This is a genomic window from Burkholderia arboris, from assembly GCF_902499125.1.
In the GTDB taxonomy this organism is placed as follows: Bacteria; Pseudomonadota; Gammaproteobacteria; order Burkholderiales; family Burkholderiaceae; genus Burkholderia; species Burkholderia arboris.
Genome location: NZ_CABVPX010000021.1, coordinates 77,382 through 96,562, shown reverse-complemented (window position 1 = coordinate 96,562; position 19,181 = coordinate 77,382). Strand labels below are relative to the sequence as shown.

The 19,181-nt window shown below is 67.1% G+C and carries 20 protein-coding genes; 15 read left to right on the top strand and 5 right to left on the bottom strand.

Annotation, left to right across the window (positions count from 1 at the left end; all coding sequences use genetic code 11):
• Window positions 1–160: 160 nt before the first annotated feature.
• From BLA15945_RS24245 to iscX, 12 genes are all read left to right on the top strand, one after another.
• On the top strand, window positions 161–883 hold the full coding sequence (locus BLA15945_RS24245; protein ID WP_174993526.1) for a (Fe-S)-binding protein: 723 nt from the start codon (window positions 161–163) through the stop codon (window positions 881–883).
• Between the two features lie 35 nt (window positions 884–918).
• Window positions 919–2,331 (top strand): lactate utilization protein B, encoded by a 1,413-nt coding sequence (locus BLA15945_RS24240; protein WP_174993525.1) that lies wholly within the window; start codon window positions 919–921, stop codon window positions 2,329–2,331.
• A gap of 129 nt (window positions 2,332–2,460) precedes the next feature.
• Window positions 2,461–2,688 (top strand): hypothetical protein, encoded by a 228-nt coding sequence (locus tag BLA15945_RS24235; protein ID WP_043190346.1) that lies wholly within the window; start codon window positions 2,461–2,463, stop codon window positions 2,686–2,688.
• A 101-nt stretch (window positions 2,689–2,789) separates the two neighbouring features.
• The gene (locus tag BLA15945_RS24230) at window positions 2,790–3,272 is read left to right on the top strand and encodes a low molecular weight protein-tyrosine-phosphatase (RefSeq protein ID WP_059233717.1); all 483 of its coding nucleotides are present in this window, start codon (window positions 2,790–2,792) and stop codon (window positions 3,270–3,272) included.
• A 114-nt stretch (window positions 3,273–3,386) separates the two neighbouring features.
• Window positions 3,387–3,926, top strand: a complete 540-nt coding sequence (gene iscR, locus BLA15945_RS24225; RefSeq protein WP_009691731.1) for a Fe-S cluster assembly transcriptional regulator IscR — start codon at window positions 3,387–3,389, stop codon at window positions 3,924–3,926.
• Window positions 3,927–3,991: 65 nt separating this feature from the next.
• A complete protein-coding gene (locus BLA15945_RS24220; RefSeq protein ID WP_059233718.1) occupies window positions 3,992–5,215 on the top strand; it encodes an IscS subfamily cysteine desulfurase in 1,224 nt (407 codons plus the stop codon).
• Window positions 5,216–5,281: 66 nt separating this feature from the next.
• On the top strand, window positions 5,282–5,689 hold the full coding sequence (gene iscU, locus BLA15945_RS24215) for a Fe-S cluster assembly scaffold IscU (protein ID WP_011352562.1): 408 nt from the start codon (window positions 5,282–5,284) through the stop codon (window positions 5,687–5,689).
• Between the two features lie 65 nt (window positions 5,690–5,754).
• Window positions 5,755–6,078: an iron-sulfur cluster assembly protein IscA gene (gene iscA, locus BLA15945_RS24210; protein WP_014896627.1), complete on the top strand. Its 324-nt coding sequence runs from the start codon at window positions 5,755–5,757 to the stop codon at window positions 6,076–6,078.
• A 94-nt stretch (window positions 6,079–6,172) separates the two neighbouring features.
• Window positions 6,173–6,700, top strand: a complete 528-nt coding sequence (gene hscB / locus BLA15945_RS24205; RefSeq protein WP_059236685.1) for a Fe-S protein assembly co-chaperone HscB — start codon at window positions 6,173–6,175, stop codon at window positions 6,698–6,700.
• Between the two features lie 54 nt (window positions 6,701–6,754).
• The gene (hscA, locus tag BLA15945_RS24200) at window positions 6,755–8,623 is read left to right on the top strand and encodes a Fe-S protein assembly chaperone HscA (protein ID WP_174993524.1); all 1,869 of its coding nucleotides are present in this window, start codon (window positions 6,755–6,757) and stop codon (window positions 8,621–8,623) included.
• A 90-nt stretch (window positions 8,624–8,713) separates the two neighbouring features.
• On the top strand, window positions 8,714–9,055 hold the full coding sequence (gene fdx, locus BLA15945_RS24195) for an ISC system 2Fe-2S type ferredoxin (protein WP_006478392.1): 342 nt from the start codon (window positions 8,714–8,716) through the stop codon (window positions 9,053–9,055).
• Window positions 9,056–9,074: 19 nt separating this feature from the next.
• On the top strand, window positions 9,075–9,284 hold the full coding sequence (gene iscX, locus BLA15945_RS24190) for a Fe-S cluster assembly protein IscX (protein WP_021157676.1): 210 nt from the start codon (window positions 9,075–9,077) through the stop codon (window positions 9,282–9,284).
• A 147-nt stretch (window positions 9,285–9,431) separates the two neighbouring features.
• Here the strand turns inward: iscX and BLA15945_RS24185 are convergent, their stop codons facing one another.
• The 5 genes from BLA15945_RS24185 to BLA15945_RS24165 form a co-directional block, all read right to left on the bottom strand.
• The gene (locus BLA15945_RS24185; RefSeq protein WP_059233720.1) at window positions 9,432–10,166 is read right to left on the bottom strand and encodes a glycine zipper 2TM domain-containing protein; all 735 of its coding nucleotides are present in this window, start codon (window positions 10,164–10,166) and stop codon (window positions 9,432–9,434) included.
• Window positions 10,167–10,514: 348 nt separating this feature from the next.
• On the bottom strand, window positions 10,515–12,041 hold the full coding sequence (gene lysS, locus BLA15945_RS24180; protein WP_059233721.1) for a lysine--tRNA ligase: 1,527 nt from the start codon (window positions 12,039–12,041) through the stop codon (window positions 10,515–10,517).
• A gap of 73 nt (window positions 12,042–12,114) precedes the next feature.
• A protein-coding gene (gene prfB, locus BLA15945_RS24175) for a peptide chain release factor 2 (protein WP_174993523.1) occupies window positions 12,115–13,219 on the bottom strand; the annotation gives its coding sequence in 2 pieces (ribosomal slippage) (window positions 12,115–13,137 and window positions 13,139–13,219; 1,104 coding nt in all).
• Window positions 13,220–13,374: 155 nt separating this feature from the next.
• The gene (gene recJ, locus BLA15945_RS24170; protein WP_059233722.1) at window positions 13,375–15,072 is read right to left on the bottom strand and encodes a single-stranded-DNA-specific exonuclease RecJ; all 1,698 of its coding nucleotides are present in this window, start codon (window positions 15,070–15,072) and stop codon (window positions 13,375–13,377) included.
• Between the two features lie 14 nt (window positions 15,073–15,086).
• A complete protein-coding gene (locus BLA15945_RS24165; RefSeq protein WP_174993522.1) occupies window positions 15,087–16,163 on the bottom strand; it encodes a regulator in 1,077 nt (358 codons plus the stop codon).
• 150 nt (window positions 16,164–16,313) lie between these two features.
• On the opposite strand from BLA15945_RS24165, the gene BLA15945_RS24160 reads away from it, so the two are divergent.
• From BLA15945_RS24160 to BLA15945_RS24150, 3 genes are all read left to right on the top strand, one after another.
• Complete coding sequence (locus tag BLA15945_RS24160; RefSeq protein ID WP_059233724.1) at window positions 16,314–17,567, top strand: lipoprotein-releasing ABC transporter permease subunit; 1,254 nt, start codon at window positions 16,314–16,316, stop codon at window positions 17,565–17,567.
• Window positions 17,560–18,318, top strand: a complete 759-nt coding sequence (lolD, locus tag BLA15945_RS24155) for a lipoprotein-releasing ABC transporter ATP-binding protein LolD (protein WP_392387930.1) — start codon at window positions 17,560–17,562, stop codon at window positions 18,316–18,318. The genes BLA15945_RS24160 and lolD overlap by 8 nt, the downstream gene beginning before the upstream one ends.
• 67 nt (window positions 18,319–18,385) lie before the next feature.
• Window positions 18,386–19,174, top strand: coding sequence for a TatD family hydrolase (locus BLA15945_RS24150; RefSeq protein ID WP_059233726.1), 789 nt, complete (start codon window positions 18,386–18,388; stop codon window positions 19,172–19,174).
• Window positions 19,175–19,181: the final 7 nt, after the last annotated feature.

The following is a 19,181-nucleotide window of genomic DNA, read 5'->3' as shown; positions in this document are numbered from 1 at the left end:
CGTCAAGCGGTGTTGCAACGATTGTATCTCGTATTGTGAAAAAAGCGAACGCCGTTCGAGGAAGTCCTCGTTTCGCGCACGGCGGGCTTGCGCGCGAACCGGCGTTGGTCTTGCCGGCCAAACGGCGGATAATGAGTGCCGTTTTCTCGAAGGAGCACGTATGCGAGTCGGTTTGTTCGTGACCTGCCTGGTCGATCTGATGCGCCCCGAAATCGGTTTCTCGGCGCTCAAGCTGATTCGCGACGCCGGCTACGAGGTGATCGTGCCGCCCGCGCAGACCTGCTGCGGCCAGCCGGCCTACAACTCGGGCGACCGCGCGCTCGCGCGCGACCTCGCGGAAAAGACGCTGCGCGAATTCGAGCAGTTCGATTACGTCGTTGCCCCGTCGGGTTCGTGCGGCGGGATGATCCGCGCGCACTACGGCGACCTGTTCCGCGACGACCCCGAACTGATGGGACGCTACACGCGGTTCCAGCAGAAAGTCCATGAGCTGACCGATTTCCTCGCGAACGTCGCGAAGGTGTCGCTCGCGCCGGGCGAATTCACGGGCCCCGTCACCTATCACGACGCGTGCTCGGGCCTGCGCGAACTCGGCGTGAAGGCACAGCCGCGCGCGCTGCTCGCGCAGCGCGGCGTCGCGGTTACCGAGATGAAGGACTGCGAGCACTGCTGCGGCTTCGGCGGCACGTTCGCGGTCAAGTACGGCGACATCTCGGCGGCCATCGCGGACGAGAAATGCGCGAACGTGCGCGCGTCGGGCGCGGGCACCGTCGTGCTCGGCGATCTCGGCTGCATGCTGAACATCGAAGGGCGGTTGCGCCGCACCGGCGACCGCGACACGCGCGTGCTGCACGTCGCGCAGGTGCTGGCGGGCGACGTCTGACGCCCGGTTCCGCTCACTTATTCCCCGATACCGCGATGCAAGTCCAATCGATGCATTTCAAGGCGCGCGCCGGCCAGAAGCTGGCCGACCAGCGCCTGCAGCAGAACCTGAAGAAGCTGTCGACGAAGTTCGTGTCGGCACGCGCCGACGCGATGACCGCGATCGACTTCCCGGCCACGCGCGCCGCGCTGAAGGCGCGCCGCAACCGCGCGCTGGAGAACCTCGACGTGTGGCTCGAAGCATTCGAGCGCGAAGCGACGCGGCGCGGCACGACGGTACTGTTCGCCGAAACGACCGCGGATGCCGCGCGGCTCGTGGCCGACATCGCGCGCCGGCACGACGTGAAGAAGGTCATCAAGACCAAGTCGATGGTGTCCGAGGAAATGCGCCTGAACGCGGTGCTCGCGGAGATGGGCGTGCAGTCGATCGAGACGGACCTCGGCGAATACATCCTGCAGATCAACGACAACGAGCCGCCGAGCCACATCATCGCGCCCGTCGTGCACAAGGACAAGGACGAGATCGCCGACCTGTTCGCGCGCACGCACCACCGCGAGCGGCTCACCGAGATTCCGGACATGACGCGCGAGGCACGCGAGGTGCTGCGCCCGCATTTCATGTCGGCCGACATGGGCGTGACGGGCGGCAACTTCGTGATCGCCGAGACCGGCTCGGTCGCGATCGTGACGAACGAAGGGAACGAGGGCATGTGCACGGTGATGCCGCGCGTGCACGTCGCGGTGACGGGCATCGAGAAGGTGCTGCCGACGCTCGAGGATCTCGCGACTGTGATGCGCCTGCTGCCGCGTTCCGCGACCGGGCAGAAGACGTCGAATTATTTCTCGCTGCTGACCGGGCCGCGCGGCCCCGGCGACGAGGACGGCCCCGAGCACAACTACGTGGTGCTGGTCGACGGCGGACGCACGGGCCTGATCGGCGGCGAATTCCAGGAGATGCTGCGCTGCATTCGCTGCGGCGCATGCATGAACCACTGCCCGGTGTACCAGAAGGTCGGCGGCCATGCGTATGGCTGGGTCTATCCGGGGCCGATGGGGTCGGTGCTGACGCCGAGCTACGTCGGGCTCGACCGCACGCTCGACCTGCCGCAGGCCGCGACGCTATGCGGCGAATGCGACAGCGTGTGCCCGGCCGGGATTCCGTTGTCGCACCTGTTGCGCACGCTGCGCGAGAAGCAGGTCGAGCGCCATCTGCGGCCGTGGCGCGAGCGGGCGGCGCTCGCCACTTGGGGCTTCTTCGCGCGGCGGCCGATGCTGTATGCGCTGACGACCAAGCTCGCGGTGCGCGTTCTCGAGCGGCTGGGCGGCAGCGGCGGCACGCTGCGCCGCCTGCCGATGATGGGCGGCTGGATGGATACGCGCGACATGCCGACGCCGACCGGGCGCACGTTCCGCGAGCTGTACGCGGCGTCCCAAAGCCACCTCGGCTGACGACTGTTCATCGGGCGGCAACAGTGCGTTCGCTATTTGCATATTTATCTCGATAGGTGCGGTCTATAGAATCCTGTCTGTAGTCCCCGGAATTGGGTTTCGGGGTACCCGGTCAAGGAGGTCCGCATCATGAGAAAGACAATATCGATGTACTGGCCGCTGGCAATCGTCGTCCCGCTTGCAGCGGCAGCCTATCTGCATGCGATGGCCGATGCGCCGTCGCGTGGCCCGCTGGCAGTGCACCAGGCGTCTGCCGAGCTGGCGCGCGCGGTGTCGTTCGGGCTGGTCGGCGACGCGGCGAAGCCGCTGCCGGCCGCATCCGGCGATGTCGTGCTCGCCGCGCCGAAGGCGCTGTAATGCACGGCGCCGTCGCTTTGCGCGGCGGCGCGGTTTCGGCCGTCTTTGTATAATGGCGTGCTCTTCTCCCACGCGGTCCGCCGCAACTTTGCGATAGTGCGATGACCCGCGTTGCGATCTGTTTCGTCTGTCTCGGCAACATCTGCCGTTCGCCCACCGCCGAAGGCGTGATGCGCCACCAGGTCGATGCGGCCGCGCTGGCGGACAGGATCGCGATCGATTCGGCCGGCACCGGCGACTGGCACGTGGGCGAGCCGCCCGATACGCGGGCGCAGGCGGCCGCGCTCGGCCGCGGCTACGACCTGTCGGCGCTGCGCGCGCGGCAGGTGAGTGCGGCGGATTTCGAGCGCTTCGACCTGCTGCTCGCGATGGACGAGGCGAATCTCGCGGAATTGCAGCGCCGCTGCCCGCCGCAGCATCGCGACAAGGTGCGCCTGCTGATGGAATTCGCGCCGGATTCGGCCGAAACCGAAGTGGCCGATCCGTATTTCGGCGGTGCGCAGGGTTTCGAACAGGTGCTCGACCAGGTCGAACGCGCGTGCGCGGGCCTGCTGGAGACGCTGCGGGCCCGTACGGCGCGCTGATCGCACGGTATTCAGCGGTCTGCGAATACCCTACCAAAGGCATGGATACTTGACTAAAATCGTCAAATATTTATACTTGACCAAAATCGTCAAGATTGCAGTCCCCTAGACACTATGAGACTCACCACCAAAGGCCGTTTCGCCGTCACGGCGATGATTGACTTGGCACTGCGCCAGGAGCAGGGCCCGGTGACGCTTGCAGGCATCAGCCAGCGCCAGCGGATTTCGCTCTCGTATCTCGAACAGCTGTTCGGCAAGCTGCGCAGGCATGAAATCGTCGAATCCGTGCGCGGCCCGGGCGGCGGCTACAACCTCGCGCGTCGCGCGCAGGACGTCACCGTTGCCGACATCATCATCGCGGTCGATGAACCGCTCGACGCCACGCAGTGCGGCGGCAAAGGCACGTGCGACGGCTCGAAGCAGCCCGACGGCCATTGCATGACGCACGAGCTGTGGTCGACCCTGAACCAGAAGATGGTCGAATACCTCGATTCCGTGTCGCTGCAGGATCTCGTCGATCAGCAGCGTGCACGCGAGGGCGCCCCTGCGGTGCTGCGCGATCGTCGCACACCGGAGCCCGTCGCCGCACCGGCCGAGCCCGTGCGCACGATGCCGCTCGGCCCCAATTCGGTGTTCAACATCGCGAGTTCGTGAGCGCGAAGGCGCCCGCCATACCCCATAACGCACATAGTCCCTGCACAGAATACCCGGAGCGACAGATGACCCAAGAGACTCTCCACCTGCCCATCTACATGGATTACAGCGCGACGACGCCCGTCGATCCGCGCGTGGTCGACAAGATGGTGCCGTACCTGCGCGAGCAGTTCGGCAACCCGGCGTCGCGCAGCCACGCTTACGGCTGGGACGCTGAGCGTGCAGTCGAGGAAGCGCGTGAACAGGTTGCCGCACTCGTGAACGCGGATCCGCGCGAGATCATCTGGACGTCCGGCGCAACGGAGTCGGACAACCTGGCGATCAAGGGTGCCGCGAACTTCTACAAGGGCAAGGGCAAGCACATCATCACGGTGAAGACCGAGCACAAGGCCGTGCTCGATACCTGCCGCGAGCTCGAGCGTGACGGTTTCGAAGTCACCTACCTCGACGTGAAGGATGACGGCCTGATCGACCTCGACGTGTTCAAGGCCGCGCTGCGCCCGGACACGATCCTCGTGTCGGTGATGCACGTGAACAACGAGATCGGCGTGATCCAGGACATCGAGACGATCGGTGAGATCTGCCGCGAGAAGGGCATCGTGTTCCACGTCGACGCCGCGCAGTCGACCGGCAAGGTCGGGATCGATCTCGCGAAGCTGAAGGTCGACCTGATGTCGTTCTCGGCGCACAAGACCTACGGCCCGAAGGGCATCGGCGCGCTGTACGTGCGCCGCAAGCCGCGCGTGCGGATCGAAGCGCAGATGCACGGCGGTGGCCACGAGCGCGGCATGCGTTCGGGCACGCTGCCGACGCACCAGATCGTCGGCATGGGCGAAGCGTTCCGCATCGCCCGCGAAGAAATGGCGACCGAGAACGAGCGCGTCCGCATGCTGCGCGACAAGCTGCTGCGCGGCCTGTCGCAGATCGAGGAAACCTACGTGAACGGCGACATGGAACACCGTGTCCCGCACAACCTGAACATCAGCTTCAACTTCGTCGAAGGCGAGTCGCTGATCATGGCGATCAAGGACGTCGCGGTGTCGTCGGGCTCCGCGTGCACGTCGGCGTCGCTGGAGCCGTCGTACGTGCTGCGTGCGCTCGGCCGCAACGACGAACTCGCGCACAGCTCGATCCGCTTCACGGTCGGCCGCTTCACGACGGAGCAGGAAGTCGACTTCGTGATCGACCTGCTGAACAGCAAGATCGCGAAGCTGCGCGAACTGTCGCCGCTCTGGGAAATGCACCAGGAAGGCATCGATCTGTCGACGATCGAATGGGCCGCACACTAATAGCGCATTGAATACACCCGCGGGCGGATGACGCACGCAGACGTAACGAGTCAAGGAGTCTGAGTCATGTCTTACAGCAACAAGGTTCTGGATCACTACGAAAACCCGCGCAACGTCGGTTCGTTCGCAAAGGACGACGACACGGTCGGCACGGGCATGGTCGGCGCGCCGGCTTGCGGCGACGTGATGAAGCTGCAGATCCGCGTCGGCGCGGACGGCGTGATCGAAGACGCGAAGTTCAAGACCTACGGTTGCGGTTCCGCGATCGCGTCGAGCTCGCTCGTCACCGAGTGGGTGAAGGGCAAGACGCTCGACGAGGCACTGTCGATCAAGAACACGCAGATCGCCGAAGAACTCGCGCTGCCGCCGGTGAAGATTCACTGCTCGATCCTCGCGGAAGACGCGATCAAGGCAGCCGTGGCCGACTACAAGAAGCGCCACGACACCACGGAAGGCGATCAGGCAGCAGCCTGAGCGGCATCGAGCGGCTAGAGAAGGAAACGCGGCGGGCCCCGGTGGCGCGCCGCGGCAAGGACATCATGGCAATTACACTGACCGAAAAAGCAGCACAGCACGTCCAGAAATACCTCGTCCGTCGCGGCAAGGGTGTGGGCCTGCGGCTTGGCGTTCGCACGACCGGGTGCTCGGGGCTCGCGTACAAGCTCGAGTATGTCGACGAGCTGGCTCCCGAGGATCAGGTGTTCGAGAGCCATGGCGTGAAGGTGATCGTCGATCCGAAGAGCCTCGCGTACATCGACGGTACCGAGCTCGACTTCGCCCGCGAAGGCCTGAACGAAGGGTTCAAGTTCAACAACCCGAACGTGAAGGACGAGTGCGGTTGCGGCGAATCGTTCCGCGTGTGACGCGGACCTCCGCGCGATGCGGGCAAGAGGCGGCACGGGCCGCCTTTTTAATGTGCGGCGTTTGCCGCGCGACGAACCGGAATTGAACGCGACGATGGTCTCGCTGAAAGACAGCCACTTCGACCTGTTTCACCTGCCGGCGCAATTCGCGCTCGACGAAGCGGCGCTCGACACCGCCTACCGGACGGTGCAGACGCAGGTGCATCCGGACCGCTTCGCGGCGGCCGGCGACGCGCAAAAGCGCATCGCGATGCAATGGGCAACCCGCGCGAACGAGGCATACCGCACGCTGCGCGATCCCCTGAAGCGCGCGTCCTATCTGCTGTCGCTGCGCGGCGTCGACATCGGCGCGGAAAACAACACGGCGATGGAACCTGCGTTCCTGATGCAGCAGATGGAGTGGCGCGAAGGCATCGAGGATGCCGCCGCCGCCCGCAACGTCGACGCGCTCGATGCGCTGCTTGCCGAGTTGCGCGACGAGAAGCGCGTGCGTGTCGAGCGCCTCGGCACGTTGCTCGACAGCGGCGCCGACCAGGCCGCCGCGGAAGCCGTGCGCCAGCTGATGTTCATCGAACGCGTCGCATCGGAAGTGGGCGCGCAGATCGAGCGCCTCGAAACTTAACCGCGTGCCTCGCGGCACGCGCAGCAAACGGGCCGAGCGCCCGAACGAACCAAGATGGCTTTACTGCAAATTTCCGAACCGGGCATGGCGCCGGCGCCGCACCAGCGGCGACTCGCCGTCGGGATCGATCTCGGCACGACGAACTCGCTCGTCGCGGCCGTGCGCAACAGCGTGCCGGAAGTGCTGCCGGACGAAGCGGGCCGCATGCTGCTGCCGTCGGTGGTCCGTTACCTCGAGAAGGGCGGCCGCCGTATCGGTCACGAAGCGAAAGAGCAGGCCGCCACCGATCCGCGCAACACGATCGTGTCGGTCAAGCGCTTCATGGGCCGAGGCAAGGCCGAGGTCGAAGGCGCGGCGAACGCGCCGTATGAATTCGTCGATGCGCCGGGCATGGTGCAGATCCGTACGATCGACGGCGTGAAGAGCCCGGTCGAAGTGTCGGCCGAGATTCTCGCGACGCTGCGCTATCGCGCCGAGGATTCGCTCGGCGACGATCTGGTTGGCGCGGTGATCACGGTGCCCGCGTATTTCGACGACGCGCAGCGCCAGGCGACCAAGGATGCGGCGCGCCTCGCGGGCCTCAACGTGCTGCGCCTGCTGAACGAACCGACCGCCGCGGCGATCGCCTACGGCCTCGACAACGGCGCCGAAGGCCTCTACGCGGTGTACGACCTGGGCGGCGGCACGTTCGACCTGTCGATCCTGAAGCTGACGAAGGGCGTGTTCGAAGTGCTGGCCGCAGGCGGCGATTCCGCGCTCGGCGGCGACGATTTCGACCATGCGCTGTTCGGTCACGTGCTCGCGCAGGCCGGCATCGATGCGAAGACGCTCGCGCCCGAAGACGTGCGCCTGCTGCTCGACCGCGTGCGCGTGCTGAAGGAAGCGCTGTCCGCCGCGCCGCAGGCGTCGCTGGACGTCACGCTGTCGGGCGGTGCGCACCTCGTGCAGACGATCTCGCACGATACGTTCGCGTCGCTCGTCGAGCCGCTCGTGCAGCGTACGCTCACGCCGACCCGCAAGGCGCTGCGCGACGCGCAGGTCACGCCGGCCGACATCAAGGGTGTCGTGCTCGTCGGCGGCGCGACGCGCATGCCGGTGATTCGCGACGCCGTTGCGAAATATTTCGGCCAGCCGCCGCTCGTGAACCTCGATCCGGACCAGGTCGTCGCGCTCGGCGCGGCGATCCAGGCCGACCTGCTCGCGGGCAATCGCGGCACCGGCGACGACTGGCTGCTGCTCGACGTGATTCCGCTGTCGCTCGGTGTCGAGACGATGGGCGGCCTCGTCGAGAAGATCATTCCGCGCAACTCGACGATTCCGATCGCGCGTGCGCAGGAATTCACGACCTTCAAGGACGGCCAGACCGCGATGGCAATCCACGTCGTGCAGGGCGAGCGCGAGCTCGTCGCCGACTGCCGGTCGCTCGCGCGCTTCGAGTTGCGCGGCATTCCGCCGATGACGGCCGGCGCCGCACGCATTCGCGTGACCTATCAGGTCGACGCGGACGGCCTGCTGTCGGTGTTCGCACGTGAACAGCTGTCGGGCGTCGAGGCGTCGGTCGTCGTGAAGCCGTCGTACGGCCTCGCCGACGACGACATCGCGAAGATGCTCGAGGACAGCTTCAAGACCGCCGAAATCGACATGCGTGCCCGCGCGCTGCGCGAAGCACAGGTCGAGGCCGAGCGGATGCTCGAGGCGACGCAGGCCGCGCTGGCGACCGATGGCGAACTGCTCGACGCGGACGAGCGCGCGCAGGTCGACACGTTGGCCGCGGCGCTGCGCGCGGTCGCACAGGGCGACGATACGAATGCGATCGAAGCGGCGACCAAGACGCTGGCCGACGGCACCGATGAATTCGCGGCGCGCCGGATGGACAAGAGCATCAAGCGCGCGCTGTCGGGCCGCCGGCTCGACGAGATCTGAACTTGCGAACCGCGCATCGGCCGGCGACGGCCTGCGCGCGATAATGAACCGTGCGGCGCCTCGCGCCGCACCCTGACTGACGGAACGGACATGCCTCAACTGGTGGTGCTGCCTCACGTCGAACTGTGCCCGGATGGCGCAGTGATCGACGCGACGCCCGGCAAGAGTATCTGCGACAACCTGCTCGATCACGGGATCGAGATCGAGCATGCATGCGAGAAGTCGTGCGCATGCACGACGTGCCACGTGGTGATCCGCGAGGGCTTCAACGATCTGACGCCGTCCGAAGAGGACGAGGACGATCTGCTGGACAAGGCGTGGGGCCTCGAGCCGACGTCGCGCCTGTCGTGCCAGGCGATCGTGAAGGAAGATTCGGACCTGGTGGTCGAGATTCCGAAGTACTCGATCAACCACGCGAAGGAAAACCACTGACCCAAACCGGAGGCAGGCGATGAAATGGACCGATTCGCGTGAAATAGCCATTGCGCTGGCGGACAAGCACCCGGACATCGACCCGCAGCGGATCAACTTCGTCGACCTGCGCCAGTGGGTGCTCGAACTCGACGGCTTCGACGACGATCCGAAACACTCGGGCGAGAAGATCCTCGAGGCGATCCAGGCACACTGGATCGACGAGTCGGATTTCGACGACGAGGACTGACGGACCGGGCACCGCGCGTGCCGCATCGGCACGCATGGCGCCAATGAAAAAACGGCTCGAGGGCAATTGCTCTCGAGCCGTTTTCGTTTTTCAGGCCGCTGGCCCGCGCACGACACGCGGGCAGGGGGCACCGATGCGATCGGGCGATTACGCGCCGACCAGCGTGCCGTTCTCGATCCGCACGCGCTGGCCCTGGCCGAACGGCGGCGGGTTGTGGTACGTGAACGTACGCGTCGCACCGCTTTCCATCTGCACTTGCACCTGATAGTCGGTTTCCGCGCGCACCTGCTTCTCGACCTGGTTGCCGGCGAGACCGCCGCCCAGCGCGCCGATGATCGTCATCGCGGTGCGGCCGTTACCGTGACCGAACTGGTTGCCGAGCAGGCCGCCGGCTGCAGCGCCGCCCACGGCGCCGATCCCCGAGCTCTGGCCCGGCGTGCGCGTCTGCGAAATCGCGACGACCGTGCCGCAGCTCTGGCAGTAGGCCTGGGCCGGCGCCGACGGCTGCTGCGCGTATTGCGGCGGCTGCGGTGCCGTCGTATGACGGCGGTGCGGCGGCGCTGCCGGGCGCGGCGCGGGCTTCGGCTCGGCCTGCGCGACGGCGGCAGCCTTCTGTTGCGCGGCGGCCTGTTCCGCTGCCTGCTGCTGCGCTTGCGCGGCGAGCGCGGCGCTGGCGGCGGCAGCCGTATCGACGGCCGGTTGCGACGCGATCAGCGCGGCCTGGGTCTGGCCGTTCTGTGCGTTGCTGCTGCTGGCCTTCGGAAAGATGCCCGTGATGGCTGCCGTCGCCGCGAGGCTGGCGACGATGACGGCGCCGGCGGCAGTGGCGATGAGCGGGTGGAGGCGTTGTTTTTGCGGCGTGGTCTGATTCTGGTTGTCCATTTTTTTCTCCGATGTCGATCCGGGGCGGCACTTCGGTGCCCGGCCGGATCCCACGCTCGGGAGCGAGCAGACCGGGCGTTCCTGCGCCTGGTTCTGGTCCCGTGGTCATGCGTGGTGACGCAAAAGGAGTGTCGTCTACCGGCAAGCGGCGCGCCGTATCAAGGTGTAACGAATTGCAGCGAGGCGCCGGCGGTCGTTCCAGGGAAAACCCGGAGAAGGTCGTCGCGACGAGGGAATAAAACGGGGGAGGATCGAAAGCCGGCGAACGCCGGCTGGCGGGACTTACGCGTCGTTACAAAGCTGTCGCGTGCGCGCCGCAGGGCGCGGCGCACACGCGGGTGCGGCGGATCAGTCTTCGCGGCGCAGGTGCGGGAACAGCAGCACGTCGCGGATCGTCGGGCTGTCGGTCAGCAGCATCACGAGACGGTCGATGCCGATCCCGCAGCCGCCCGTCGGAGGCATCCCGTATTCGAGCGCGCGGATGTAATCGGCGTCGAAGAACATCGCTTCCTCGTCGCCGGCATCCTTCTGCTCGACCTGCTTCTTGAAGCGTGCGGCCTGGTCTTCCGGATCGTTCAGCTCCGAGAAGCCGTTCGCGATTTCGCGGCCGGTCATGAACAGCTCGAAACGCTCGGTGATGCCCGGCACCGTATCCGATGCGCGTGCGAGCGGCGACACCTCGACCGGGTAGTCGATGATGAACGTCGGTTCCCACAGCTGCGCTTCGGCCGTTTCCTCGAACAGCGCGAGCTGCAGCGCGCCGATGCCTGCGTTCAGGAACGCCGGCTGCGACACGTCGACGCCGAAGCGCTTCAGTTCGGTGCGCAGGAACGCATCGTCCGACAGCTGGCCGTCGGTGTAGCCCGGTGCGTACTTCTGGATCGCCTGCGTGATCGTCAGGCGATGGAACGGCTTTGCGAGGTCGAGCTCGCGGCCCTGATACTGGATCGTCGCGGTGCCGAGCGCATCGATCGCCGCCTGGCGGATCAGTTGCTCGGTGAAGTCCATCAGCCAGCGGTAGTCGGTGTACGCGGCGTAGAACTCCATCATCGTGAATTCCGGGTTGTGACGCGGCGACACGCCTTCGTTCCGGAAGTTACGGTTGATCTCGAACACGCGCTCGAAGCCGCCGACGATCAGGCGCTTCAGGTACAGCTCCGGCGCGATGCGCAGGAACATCTGCATGTCGAGCGCATTGTGATGCGTGACGAACGGCTTGGCCGCTGCGCCGCCCGGGATCGGGTGCAGCATCGGCGTCTCGACTTCCATGAACTCGGCGTTGTCCATGAACTTGCGGATCGACGCGATCGTCTTCGTGCGGGCGCGGAACGTGTCGCGCGTTTCCGGCGTGACGATCAGGTCGACGTAGCGCTGGCGGTAGCGCATTTCCTGGTCGGACAGGCCGTGGAACTTGTCCGGCAGCGGCCGCAGCGCCTTCGACAGCAGGCGCAGCTCCTTGCACTGGACCGACAGCTCGCCCTTGTTGGTGCGGAACAGCACGCCGCGCGCGGCGACGATGTCGCCGAGGTCCCACTTCTTGAATGCGTCGTAGGTTTCGGCGCCGACGTCGTTCGGCGTCACGAAGAACTGGATCTGGCCCGAACCGTCCTGCACCGTCGCGAAGCTTGCCTTGCCCATCACGCGCTTGAGCATCATGCGGCCGGCCACCGACACCTCGACCGGGTTCGCTTCGAGCGCGGCCTTGTCCGAATCGGCGAATTTCGCCTGCAGGTCGGCTGCGTGGTGCTCGGGCCGGAAGTCGTTCGGGTAGGCGACGCCTTGCTCGCGCAGGGCGCGCAGCTTCTCGCGGCGCTCGGCGATGATCTGGTTTTCGTCCGCCGTGACGGCGGGCTGCGTTTGGGTCGGTTCGGTCATGATGGTCGGAATTCGGAGTGGGTGCGGCAACGCAAACGGGAAGGGCGGCGCGGACCAGGCCGCGCCGCGGCGCTTACACGCCCTGTTTGAGGCTCGCGCTGATGAAGTCGTCGAGATCGCCGTCGAGCACCGCACGCGTGTTGCTCATTTCGACGTTCGTACGCAGGTCCTTCACGCGGCTCTGGTCGAGCACGTACGAGCGGATCTGGTGGCCCCAGCCCACATCGGTCTTGCTCGATTCGAGCTTGTCCTGTTCGGCCTGGCGCTTGCGCATTTCGACTTCGTACAGGCGCGACTTCAGCATCGCCATTGCTTCGGCACGGTTGCGGTGCTGCGAGCGGTCGTTCTGGCACTGCACGACGATACCGGTCGGCATGTGCGTGATCCGCACCGCGGAGTCGGTCTTGTTGATGTGCTGGCCGCCCGCGCCCGATGCGCGGTACGTATCGATGCGCAGATCGGCCGGATTGATCTCGACTTCGATCGAGTCGTCGATTTCCGGATAGACGAACACCGACGAGAACGACGTGTGACGGCCGCCCGACGAGTCGAACGGCGACTTGCGCACGAGGCGGTGGATGCCCGTTTCGGTGCGCAGGAAGCCGTATGCGTATTCGCCCGTGACCTTGACCGTCGCGTTCTTGATGCCGGCGACGTCGCCGTCGGACTCTTCGAGCACTTCGGCCTTGAAGCCCTTGCGTTCGCAGTAGCGCAGGTACTGGCGCAGCAGCATCGATGCCCAGTCGCACGCCTCGGTGCCGCCGGCGCCGGCCTGGATGTCGATGAAGCAGTTGTTCGGGTCGGCCGGGTTCGAGAACATCCGGCGGAACTCGATGTCGCCGACGCGCGCCTCGAGCTTCGCGGCGTCGTCTTCCGACGCGAGCAGCGTGTCCTCGTCGCCTTCCTCGCGAGCCAGCTCGAACAGGTCGAGCGCGTCGCGCAGGTCGCCATCAAGCGCGGTGAGCGTCGTGACGACGCCTTCGAGCAGCTTCTTCTCGCGACCGAGCGCCTGGGCGTTCTTCGAATCGTTCCAGACGTTCGGGTCTTCGAGTTCCTTGTTGACTTCGGTCAGACGCGCAGCTTTGGCGTCGTAGTCAAAGATACCCCCGAAGCTCGCCCGCGCGGGTGCGCAGGTCAAGCAGGGAGCTTTCGATCGCGTTGAGACGTTCCGCTTCCATGATCGTTCGCTATTCTTGCTTCGTAAAAAAGCGGAATTATAGCCGATCGGCAGGCTTGCCCGGTGACGCAAACGGTGCGCACGCGCGCGCCGCGGCCCCGTCCGGCGCGGCGTGCGTGCGGAGGAGGGCGCTACAGCGGGCCGGGCGGCCCGTGCTCAGCCGGCCGCGTGCTCGACGATCAGCTGGACGCGCGTGACGCCGTTCCACGTATCGGCGACGAGCCGGTACGCGACCAGGGCGCTCGCGGGCAGCGGCTCGGTGTGGTTGAACCAGATCGCGTTGAAGCGCTGGCGGCCGCGTGCCAGCTGCAGCTTCAGGTGCTTTTCCTTCACGAGCGATTGCGACACGACGTCGAATTCGCCCGAGAAAAGCGGGGCCGGAAACCCTTGTCCCCACACGGCTTCGTCGAGCAGGCCGACGAACTGCGGCGTGAAGTACGCGTCCTCGAGTTCGCCGTCGGTCTCGATCACGCGGGCGAGCGCGTCGTCCGACAGCCATTCGCGCGCGACGGCCTCGAACGCGGCCGCGAAGCGCGGCACGTTCGCGGTGTCCAGCGTGAGGCCGGCCGCCATCGCGTGGCCGCCGAATGCAACGATCAGGTCGGGCTCGCGCTTCGACACGAGATCGAGCGCGTCGCGCAGGTGGAAGCCGGCGATCGACCGGCCGGAACCCTTGACCCGCTTGCCTTCTTCATCGGCGTGCGCGAACGTGAACGACGGCCGGTGGAATTTTTCCTTGAGCCGGCCGGCGACGATGCCGATCACCCCCTGGTGCCACTCGGGGTTGAACAGCGTGATCGTGCACGCGTCGGCCGGGTCGACGTCGGCGAGATCGGCGAGCGCCTGTTGCTGCATGCCGGCCTCGATCTCGCGGCGCTCGCGGTTCATCACGTCGAGCTGCTGCGCGAGATCCCACGCGCGGCCGATGTCGTCGGTGATCAGGCACTCGATGCCGAGCGACATGTCGGACAATCGCCCCGCGGCGTTCAGGCGCGGGCCGAGGCCGAAGCCGAGGTCGAAGCCCGACGCGGTGCGCGCTTCGCGCGCGGCGGCGCGGAACAGCGCGGCGATGCCCGGCTGCATGCGGCCGTTGCGGATGCGCTGCAGCCCCTGCGCGACGAGCACGCGGTTGTTGCCGTCGAGCCGCACGACGTCGGCGACGGTGCCGAGCGCAACGAGGTCGAGCAGGCCGTCGAGGCGCGGCTCGGCTTCCTTGCTCGCGAACGCGCCGCGGCGGCGCAGCTCGGCGCGCAGCGCGAGCAGCACGTAGAACATCACGCCGACGCCGGCGAGGTGCTTGCTCGGGAACGCGCAGCCGGGCTGGTTCGGGTTGACGATCGCGCGGGCGGCGGGCAGCGCGTCGCCGGGCAGGTGGTGATCGGTCACGAGCACGTCGATGCCGCGCGCGTTCGCGGCTTCGACGCCCGCGACGCTCGCGATCCCGTTGTCGACGGTGATCAGCAGGTCGGGCTTGCGCGCTGCCGCGAGCTCGACGATCTCGGGCGTGAGGCCGTAGCCGTACTCGAAGCGGTTCGGTACCAGGTAGTCGATCTGCGCGCCGAACATCCGCAGGCCGCGCACCGCGACCGCGCATGCCGTTGCGCCGTCGCAGTCGTAGTCGGCGACGACGAGCAGGCGCCGCTTGTCGGCGATCGCGTCGGCGAGCAGCGACGCCGCATCGGCGCAACCCTTCAGCTCGGTGGGCGGAACGAGGCGCGCAAGCGCGGTCTCGATGTCGGTGGGCGACTGCACGCCGCGCGACGCGTACAGGCGCGCGAGAACGGGGTGCAGGCCGTGGCGCGCGAGCACTTCGGCGTCGGCGGGCGCGACGGGGCGGGTAACGATCCGGGTCATACGCGGTGGGCAGGTTATTCGAACAGGGAGGCGAGCGCGCGGCGGCGCCAGAACTTGCGCAGGTCGCCGCGCGTCGCGTGCAGCGTCACGGAGCTCGTGTCGCCGCACAGCGTGAAATCGATGCTCGCCAGTTCGCCGTTCTGCAGCGCGGCGAGGGCCGGCGCGAACCAGTCGCGCTCGAGCGCGGCGAGCCCGTCGTGCCAGCGCGTCCAGTCCTGCTCGATGAACGGGGTGGTCAGCGTCGGCAATTCGACGAGCGTTGCGCCGTTGGCGGCCGGCAGCGCGCCGAACGTCGCCGGTGCGTTGCCGGTGCCGGTTTGCGCGGCACGCGCGAGTCCGAGCGCGGCGGGCGACGCGGACAGCACGCGCGCGAACGGCTTGCCGACCGGCTTCAGCGTGCCCTGCGCATGGAACCAGATCGAATTGACGGCCGGCAGCCCGCGCGCTTCGCGGGCTTCGTTGACCGGGTGCTGGAACCACGCCATCTGCACTTCGTTCTGCAGCTTCATCCACATCCGCGAACGTTCGCCGGTGTGGGCCTCGTGCGGCAGCCAGATCTCGATGTTGCGGCCGCTGGCGCGCAGCGGCGCGGCGCCGGCCAGCCGGGCGAGCTGGTCGCTCGACAGGTACCAGCGCGCCGGGTTCGGCGCTTCGAGCCGCACGCCGAGCTCCTCGATCAGCGGGCGCGCAACTGCGAGCAGGGCGGCTGCGTCGCCGTCGTCGAGCGCGAGGGCGGCCGGATCGACGAGCACCAGGTGATCGTGCGCGATTTCGACGTGCACGGGCTCGACGCACGCCCACGCGTGCGTGCCGGGTTCGCCGCCGTCCGCCAGCAGCATGTAGGGCGCGAGCGGCGCCTCGTCTGCGGCGTTACCCTGGGTCGCGCCGAACTGGCGGGCCAGCCAGCGCTCGTGCGGCAGTGTGCGCTGGAAGTCCTCGCCGGCCACGCGCTCGACGAGGCTGGCGCGGGCGAGCAACTTTTCGAGCGCGGGGCTGTCCAGCGTATGCAGGGACGAGGCCGCATCGGCCGCCGACGGCAGCGCGAACGGAACGAGAAAATGGAGGCGTCGGTCGTGCATGATGGTGCGCATTGTATGGCAAACTGCGCGCGTGATCGGGCCGGCTGACGGCCCGTTTGCGTCCGGCGGCCGTTTTTCGACCGTGCCCGGGCCGGTGGCCGCCGCCGGGCGGCGGTCCGGCCGCGGGGCGCCTCCCCGCCGTAACCAGCAGAAAGGATTCGCTTGAAACTTCCGTACGAATGGCAGATCGGCTGGCGCTACACGCGCGCCGGCAAACGCACGACCGGCAACGGCTTCATTTCCTTCATCGCGCTCGTGTCGATGCTCGGGATCGCGCTCGGCGTCGCGGCGCTGATCGTCGTGCTGTCGGTGATGAACGGCTTCCAGAAGGAAGTGCGCGACCGCATGCTGTCGGTGCTCGCGCACGTCGAGGTGTTTTCGCCGACGGGCTCGATGCCCGACTGGCAATTGACCGCGCAAGAGGCGCGCCGCAACCAGTCGGTGATCGGCGCGGCGCCGTACGTCGACGCGCAGGCGCTGCTTACGCGCCAGGACGCGGTGAGCGGCGTGATGCTGCGCGGCGTCGAGCCGACGCTCGAGCCGCAAGTGTCCGACATCGGCAAGGACATGAAGGCCGGCCAGCTCGCCGCGCTCGTGCCGGGCCAGTTCGGCATCGTGCTCGGCGATGCGCTCGCCGGCAACCTCGGCGTGACGGTCGGCGACAAGGTCACGCTCGTCGCGCCCGAAGGATCGATCACGCCGGCCGGCATGATGCCGCGCCTGAAGCAGTTCACGGTCGTCGGCGTGTTCGAATCGGGTCACTACGAATACGACAGCACGCTCGCGATGATCAACATCCGCGACGCCGAGGCGCTGTTCCGGATGTCTGCGCCGACCGGCGTGCGGCTGCGGCTGAAGGACATGCAGAAGGCGCCGGAAGTCGCGGTCGAGCTGTCGCACACGCTGTCGGGCAGCCTGTACATTCGCGACTGGACCCAGCAGAACAAGACGTGGTTCTCGGCCGTGCAGATCGAGAAGCGGATGATGTTCATCATCCTCACGCTGATCATCGCGGTGGCCGCGTTCAACCTCGTGTCGTCGCTCGTGATGACGGTGACCAACAAGCAGGCCGACATCGCGATCCTGCGCACGCTCGGCGCGCAGCCGGGGTCGATCATGAAGATCTTCGTCGTGCAGGGCGTGACGATCGGCTTCGTCGGCACCGCGTCCGGCGTCGCGCTCGGCTGCCTGATCGCGTGGAGCATCCCGTGGCTGATCCCGATGATCGAGCACCTGTTCGGCGTGCAGTTCCTGCCGCCGTCCGTGTACTTCATCAGCGAGCTGCCGTCCGAACTCGTCGCGAGCGACGTGATCCGGATCGGGCTGATCGCGTTCGCGCTGTCGGCCATCGCGACGCTCTATCCGAGCTGGCGCGGCGCGAAGGTGAAGCCGGCCGAGGCGCTCCGCTATGAATGATCGCGCGACCGCATTCGCGGATTCACGACAACACAACAGACAGGATTCGGCCAGTATGCAGGAATACGTGCTTCAGGCGCGCGGGGTCACGAAGGCGTTCGTGCAGGGCGGCTTCAACGTGCAGGTGCTCAACAATACCGAGCTGACGGTGCGGCGCGGCGAGAAGCTCGCGGTCGTCGGCGCGTCGGGTTCGGGCAAGAGCACGCTGCTGCACGTGCTCGGCGGGCTCGACGAGCCGAGCGCGGGCGAAGTGTCGCTGCTCGGCAAGCCGTTTACGCAACTCGCCGAGCGCGAGCGCAACGAGCTGCGCAACCGCGCGCTCGGTTTCGTCTACCAGTTCCATCACCTGCTGCCCGAATTCACCGCGCTCGACAACGTCGCGATGCCGCTGCGCATCCGCCGGATGACGACCGAGGACGCGCGCGAGCAGGCCCAGGCGATGCTCGAACGCGTCGGTCTCGGTCCGCGCGCGAAGCACCGGCCGGGCGAGCTGTCGGGCGGCGAGCGCCAGCGTGTCGCGATCGCGCGCGCGCTGGTCACGAAGCCCGCGTGCGTGCTCGCCGACGAGCCGACCGGCAACCTCGACGGCACGACGGCCGACACGGTGTTCAACCTGATGCTCGAACTGTCCGAGACGCTCGAAACGAGCTTCGTGATCGTCACGCACGATCCCGATCTTGCCGCGCGCTGCGACCGTATCATGCGGCTGCGCGACGGTGTGTTGCACGAGGAGCCGGCGCTGCCGGTGTAAGAAGCGAACGCCTTTGGCCTGCTGCCGGGGTCGCCCCGGCGCGGCGCAAGGGTGCAGGACTGCCGCCATGTGGATCGACACGCATTGCCATCTCGATGCCGCCGAGTTCGACGCCGACCGCGCCGCGGTCGCGCAGGCTGCGCACACGGCCGGCGTGTCGCGCATCGTGATTCCGAGCATCGGGCGCGACAACTTCACGACGGTGCGCGAACTCGCGCAGCGCACGCCGGGTGCCGTTTATGCGCTCGGCATCCATCCGATGTATACGCCGCAGGCGCGCGACGAGGATCTCGACCGCCTGCGCATGGAGATCGAGGCGAGCCTCGACGATCCGCGCTTCGTCGCGATCGGCGAAATCGGCCTCGACTACTTCGTGCCGGGGCTCGACGAAGACCGGCAGCAATTCTTCTATCAGGGGCAGCTCAAGCTGGCGCGCGAATTCGATTTGCCCGTGCTGTGCCACGTGCGCAAGTCGCAGGACCGCGTGCTCGCCGGCCTGCGCCGTTTCGGCGTGCGGCGCGGCATCGCGCATGCGTTCAACGGCAGTTTCCAGCAGGCCGAAGCGTATCTCGCGCAAGGGCTGCATCTCGGCTTCGGCGGCAACGTGACGTTCACGCGTGCGCTGCAGATCCGCCGGCTCGCGACGGAGTTGCCGCTCGACGCGCTCGTGGTCGAGACCGACGCCCCCGACATCGCGCCCGAATGGGCGTACAAGTCCCGCAACACGCCCGACCAGGTGCCGCGCATCGGTGCTGTGCTCGCCGAACTGCGCGGGCTCGATACGGGCGAAATGTCCGTATGCACTTCGGCTAACGCGCTCGCCGCGCTGCCGCGACTCGCACTTTCGTCCGCATAATCGTTGC

Coding starts and splice junctions, on each gene's coding strand:
- fdx (WP_006478392.1), top strand. CDS start 8,714: ATGCCTCAACTGGTGGTGCTGCCTCACGTCGAACTGTGCCCGGATGGC.
- iscX (WP_021157676.1), top strand. CDS start 9,075: ATGAAATGGACCGATTCGCGTGAAATAGCCATTGCGCTGGCGGACAAG.
- BLA15945_RS24220 (WP_059233718.1), top strand. CDS start 3,992: ATGACCCAAGAGACTCTCCACCTGCCCATCTACATGGATTACAGCGCG.
- BLA15945_RS24150 (WP_059233726.1), top strand. CDS start 18,386: ATGTGGATCGACACGCATTGCCATCTCGATGCCGCCGAGTTCGACGCC.
- BLA15945_RS24235 (WP_043190346.1), top strand. CDS start 2,461: ATGAGAAAGACAATATCGATGTACTGGCCGCTGGCAATCGTCGTCCCG.
- hscA (WP_174993524.1), top strand. CDS start 6,755: ATGGCTTTACTGCAAATTTCCGAACCGGGCATGGCGCCGGCGCCGCAC.
- BLA15945_RS24165 (WP_174993522.1), bottom strand. CDS start 16,163: ATGCGCACCATCATGCACGACCGACGCCTCCATTTTCTCGTTCCGTTC.
- hscB (WP_059236685.1), top strand. CDS start 6,173: ATGGTCTCGCTGAAAGACAGCCACTTCGACCTGTTTCACCTGCCGGCG.
- iscR (WP_009691731.1), top strand. CDS start 3,387: ATGAGACTCACCACCAAAGGCCGTTTCGCCGTCACGGCGATGATTGAC.
- lolD (WP_392387930.1), top strand. CDS start 17,560: ATGAATGATCGCGCGACCGCATTCGCGGATTCACGACAACACAACAGA.
- recJ (WP_059233722.1), bottom strand. CDS start 15,072: ATGACCCGGATCGTTACCCGCCCCGTCGCGCCCGCCGACGCCGAAGTG.
- iscU (WP_011352562.1), top strand. CDS start 5,282: ATGTCTTACAGCAACAAGGTTCTGGATCACTACGAAAACCCGCGCAAC.
- BLA15945_RS24185 (WP_059233720.1), bottom strand. CDS start 10,166: ATGGACAACCAGAATCAGACCACGCCGCAAAAACAACGCCTCCACCCG.
- BLA15945_RS24230 (WP_059233717.1), top strand. CDS start 2,790: ATGACCCGCGTTGCGATCTGTTTCGTCTGTCTCGGCAACATCTGCCGT.
- iscA (WP_014896627.1), top strand. CDS start 5,755: ATGGCAATTACACTGACCGAAAAAGCAGCACAGCACGTCCAGAAATAC.
- BLA15945_RS24245 (WP_174993526.1), top strand. CDS start 161: ATGCGAGTCGGTTTGTTCGTGACCTGCCTGGTCGATCTGATGCGCCCC.
- lysS (WP_059233721.1), bottom strand. CDS start 12,041: ATGACCGAACCGACCCAAACGCAGCCCGCCGTCACGGCGGACGAAAAC.
- BLA15945_RS24240 (WP_174993525.1), top strand. CDS start 919: ATGCAAGTCCAATCGATGCATTTCAAGGCGCGCGCCGGCCAGAAGCTG.